General features: G+C 36.9%; 3 protein-coding genes and 2 pseudogenes. 2 read left to right on the forward strand and 3 right to left on the reverse strand.

What is annotated here, in order from left to right:
- Positions 1-90: 90 nt before the first annotated feature.
- Both ACFQZ1_RS08570 and ACFQZ1_RS08575 read left to right on the forward strand, forming a co-directional pair.
- Positions 91-297 (forward strand): annotated as a pseudogene (locus ACFQZ1_RS08570) (DapH/DapD/GlmU-related protein); the annotation flags it as partial.
- Entirely contained in the window at positions 279-491 is a 213-nt protein-coding gene (locus ACFQZ1_RS08575; RefSeq protein ID WP_377881722.1) for a carboxymuconolactone decarboxylase family protein, read from the forward strand. The pseudogene ACFQZ1_RS08570 and the gene ACFQZ1_RS08575, both read left to right, overlap by 19 nt.
- On the opposite strand, the pseudogene ACFQZ1_RS08580 reads toward ACFQZ1_RS08575, so the two are convergent.
- The 3 genes and pseudogenes from ACFQZ1_RS08580 to ACFQZ1_RS08590 form a co-directional block, all read right to left on the reverse strand.
- Positions 413-646 (reverse strand): annotated as a pseudogene (locus ACFQZ1_RS08580) (DDE-type integrase/transposase/recombinase); the annotation flags it as partial. The gene ACFQZ1_RS08575 and the pseudogene ACFQZ1_RS08580 sit on opposite strands and share 79 nt — an antisense overlap.
- A gap of 551 nt (positions 647-1,197) precedes the next feature.
- Positions 1,198-3,519, reverse strand: coding sequence for a M20/M25/M40 family metallo-hydrolase (locus ACFQZ1_RS08585; protein ID WP_377881720.1), 2,322 nt, complete (start codon positions 3,517-3,519; stop codon positions 1,198-1,200).
- A gap of 423 nt (positions 3,520-3,942) precedes the next feature.
- Positions 3,943-4,098, reverse strand: a complete 156-nt coding sequence (locus ACFQZ1_RS08590; protein WP_377881721.1) for a hypothetical protein — start codon at positions 4,096-4,098, stop codon at positions 3,943-3,945.
- Positions 4,099-4,235: the final 137 nt, after the last annotated feature.

The following is a 4,235-nucleotide window of genomic DNA, read 5'->3' on the forward strand; positions in this document are numbered from 1 at the left end:
AAAGAATTCATTGATAAACTATTCGGCCTTCCAGCATAAAATAGATTCTACTAGGAAACTTTTCGCCTCTCTATATCTCTTCTGAAGTATTTGCACCAGAACCGAAATAAGAGTGGATATGCAATACCAATCAAGATTGGTAACAATGTATGGATTGGGGGAAGTTGTGTCATTCTGCCTGGAACTACGATTGGTGATAATTCCATTATTGCGGCTGGCTCAGTCGTTACAAAAGATGTACCTCCCAACACCGCAGCAGTAGGAAATCCAGCAAAACCATTAAAAACCATCGAGTGAGGAGTGAGGAGAATCTTGGAAAAGTATGGAGAAATCCTACTTTAACATCAAAAGAAAGAAGTCTATGTACACTATCTGTTCTAATTAGTATTGGCAAAAATGAACAACTACCATTTCATCTACAATTAGCTGAAAAGAATGGAATTAACGAAAAGGAAATTATTGCTTTGATAACACATATGGCCTCTTGGTAAGGATCCATTACCCTTTTACAATTTTGATGTAGCATATACATGGCTTCAACACCATTCAATATAGAAGCGGCTGTTTCATACGACTTGAATCCTAACATAGAATACACACGTTTCTTAATGAAACGGTGATCCTGTTCCACGATATTGTTGAGGAAGGGTTGCCGATTTTACAGAAGGTAAATTAGTTTAAGGTTAATGGTAGTGAACCGTATCATAAATAATTGGGTTTTATTGTTCAATTTTTACCATTTAACGAAATTATCCGAAAGAATTCTCCTTCCTCAAGCGTGTGAAGGGCTGTAGCCCAACGGTAGGTGGGAGATGAATTTCGGTTTGGCGTTAGCCAAAAACTTTTGATAAACTAGACATATGAAGTTCTTTGATAACTTGATATATAAGGTTGCAGGAAGAAAACAAAGTGCGAAAACCAAGCCATTCGGTTCCTGCGTAAAATATCAACCGTAAAAAAGAACGTCCAAGCGTTGGACATCTAGGGGTGGAATAACCCGAAGTAACGCTCAGGGAGACGAAAGGTTGCTTTCGTCGTGGAACTGAGAAGCTCCCACTTCAAAATTCGTTAGAATTTAAGTGGCGGATAGTTCACGTGGCATTCATTATTTAATTTCCATTCAAATACCTCCAAATGTTTTACAAGGCCGACATATACTAGTTTGGAGAATCAAACATTGTATATGTCGGTCCTTATTTAATGTTTAATCGTTTTCATGATGTATGAATTATCCCCATAGGTACTGTATTTTGACGACCGTTCCCCTTTTGATTCTGGAATGCTGTAAGAACGATCGGCTATCATCCACCCTATAGAATCTTTAGCATTTACGGTTACCTTTACATGTAACTCTTCGGCTTGACTTAGAACGTAATTGAATTCAAATGGCGATTTCTTTGTGAATTCTTTTTGCTTCAACTCCACTTCTTTTCCATTGATGATCAGTTGAGATACATTTATCGTTGAAAAAGATTTCATTAACAATTCTTCAGCATTGCGATTCGTTTTCAATTGGTATTCTATTGTCCGCTTGGCACCTTCAACCTTATCAGATAATACCGTCACACTAGGTGCTTCCATGCCATATAAATCAGCTTGGGTATAACTTGCATCCCAGTTTAAAATAGGAAAAAATTCTGACGTATGGCCTTTCTTCACATTTTCATTAATATAATTCGATGTATATTCATCTAATGGCTGACGGGCCGCCCAATATGCTTTGTTTGAATCTGCATCCATAAAATAAGCAATATCGCTTGTTTGTGGATGTTCCGCTGTCGGCATGTTTTTTAGATTGATACTGTTAGTGATCATGACCAATAATCCTGTAACTAAGAAGATGGATGGTATCACCCAATTGAATTTTATTTTTAAGGTGGTGAAAATAGATACCAGCATGGCACCTAAAAGAGAAACAAGGACCATGAGCACACCAGCTATATGCATGGACATGAGTTCTTTAAAGAGATAAATAACTGGTGATAGAATAAGGAATGCTGGGACGGCAAAACCAGCTGTAACAAGATAACTTTTCCATGAATGCTCATCTAAACGAATCAAAATATTAACGCAGATTAGAGCAAATAATAGTGGCCACGCAAACACATAACTGCCTGCTTGGAGCAGAAAACTCGAGGCAGCTAAAAGGATTAACCAAAGAAATAAGGCACCCATCATTAAGCTGCCTGTTTTGATTTTTTTATGAGCCAGCCCATAAAGGATAGTCAAGAAAGCAAAGATAATAATGGAAAAACTGATGAGGTAAAGGGTACCAACCATCTTATCGGTTCTCATTAACCATTCTTGATCCGTAAAAATAAATGTGAGTACAGACCATAATCCTGATCCGATGGCAAAAGACCCGATGATGCCAATAATGAAAACAAGAAAACCTGCAAATGTTCCAAGAAGGGATAGTTTCTTAAGCCAATATCCATGTATGGCCGTAGCGGCAAAAAGAATTACCGCCAAAAGCATAATCGGAATGACAAGTTTGTCTGCGTAGGTAATCATGTTGGAACCCAAAATGTTAAAGAAAACTTGATTCCCTTCATGAGCTTGAGTGAGATTGACGTTTCCAAAATGGGTGACAAGATGTAACATATATTCGCCGTGATGCTGGACACTTTCTAAACTTAGCTCTTGAAAATTATCGCTGGTTGTATGATAATGGCTAACCCCATCACCAAAGGCAAAATTTAAACCTTTAAGACCGGCTGCTTTAAACACGCTGAAATCAGTATCATTTGGCATTTGCTTATATAAACTATAGAGGAAGGAATGAGCAACAGGTGTGTAAGTATGTTGAACGAACTCCTTAACTAGCCAACTATTGTTATCACTTGTTTCAAACATAAAAGAGGAACCTTCGTTTCCACGTGCCTCGAAGTTTAACACTAATCCGACATCATTTACCCAAGGATGTCCCCCTACAAATGCTTTTGCTCCAAGTAATCCATTTTCTTCCCCGTCTGTTAAGAGTATAATGACATCGTTTTGAAGAGAGGCCATTTCCTTTAAAGCCCTTACTGTTTCTAAGATGGCAGCCACTCCGGCGCCATCATCAGCTGCACCTGGTGATCCTGATTCGGAATCATAATGTGCAACAAGCATAATCGCTTTTGTAGAGTTCGTTCCTCCTATTTTGGCAACAATGTTTTCCACTGTGCCGCCTACTATCCATCTGCCAATACTATTTAAAGAATTGGCTTTTTGAATTTCAGGATTTAATCCTAACTCTTCTAAACTGTGAACAAGATAATCTCGAACTCTGTCATGTTCTATCGATCCAAGAGGATGTGGTTTTACAGCAAACTCTTTTAAATGGGCGAGTGCCCTCTCTGCAGAAAACTCATTTGCTGAACCAGTAGCTGGTACAACCTTTGGTGGTTGAAGTTGTAATAAACTCACAAAAATAGTTCCAATAAGAATAGCCACAACAGCAATGAAAATAAGTGCATTTTTTTTCGTGTCTTCACGAGTTTGTAGCTTCGTTTGGGAAGATGGAACTGGTTCCAATTAAATTTCCTCCTTAAAGTTGAGAAAAATTTTTTCTAGCGAAGTATAAAGTGTAAACAATCAACCAGGGACGATTTTAGATAAAGCAAGTAAATTCAAGTTTTGGCAGCTTCCTTTTTTCATGACTGTCGTATTTCCGTTATTATTCTTGGTAGTATAAGATTGAATTTTGTTTTTTTTTTTGGAATAAGCGTGGTGGTTTGTTCTGTTTTTTGCCTTGCTCTTGGTTTGTTGATACCTGCATTATATAGTCTCTATATTTATTTATTTATTTAAAATAAGCGAGAATATTCCCACCTCAAGGAATGTGAAGAGCGTAGCCCAACGATAAGTAAGGTCATATTTTATTTCCTTTCTTAGAACAAAGAGGACAAATAATTTATTACCATTCTGGTAATAAATTATTTGTCCTATCTCTAATTATTAATGCCAGCGATCTTCTTCTCCTAGAGCCATAGTAGTAATAGGACCATAACTAATTTGATTTAACTCGCCCTCATTAAGTTGAATCTCTTGTAGTTTTACTCCGGTTTTTTTTAGAATGAGTTCACTTTGTTCTTGATCTAGTTTGATATTCATGTATATTCCTCCAAATATTTTTTAACCAAAAGTCTCTGGTCAAATTTATACTAATATGTAATATATTACCTGTCAATGAACCTCATATGCTATTAATAACTTAAAATTCCAAAGTATATGTCACATATACTAATATT

It is taken from the genome of Bacillus sp. CGMCC 1.60114 (assembly GCF_042676365.1).
GTDB lineage: Bacteria > Bacillota > Bacilli > Bacillales > Bacillaceae_G > Bacillus_A > Bacillus_A rhizoplanae_A.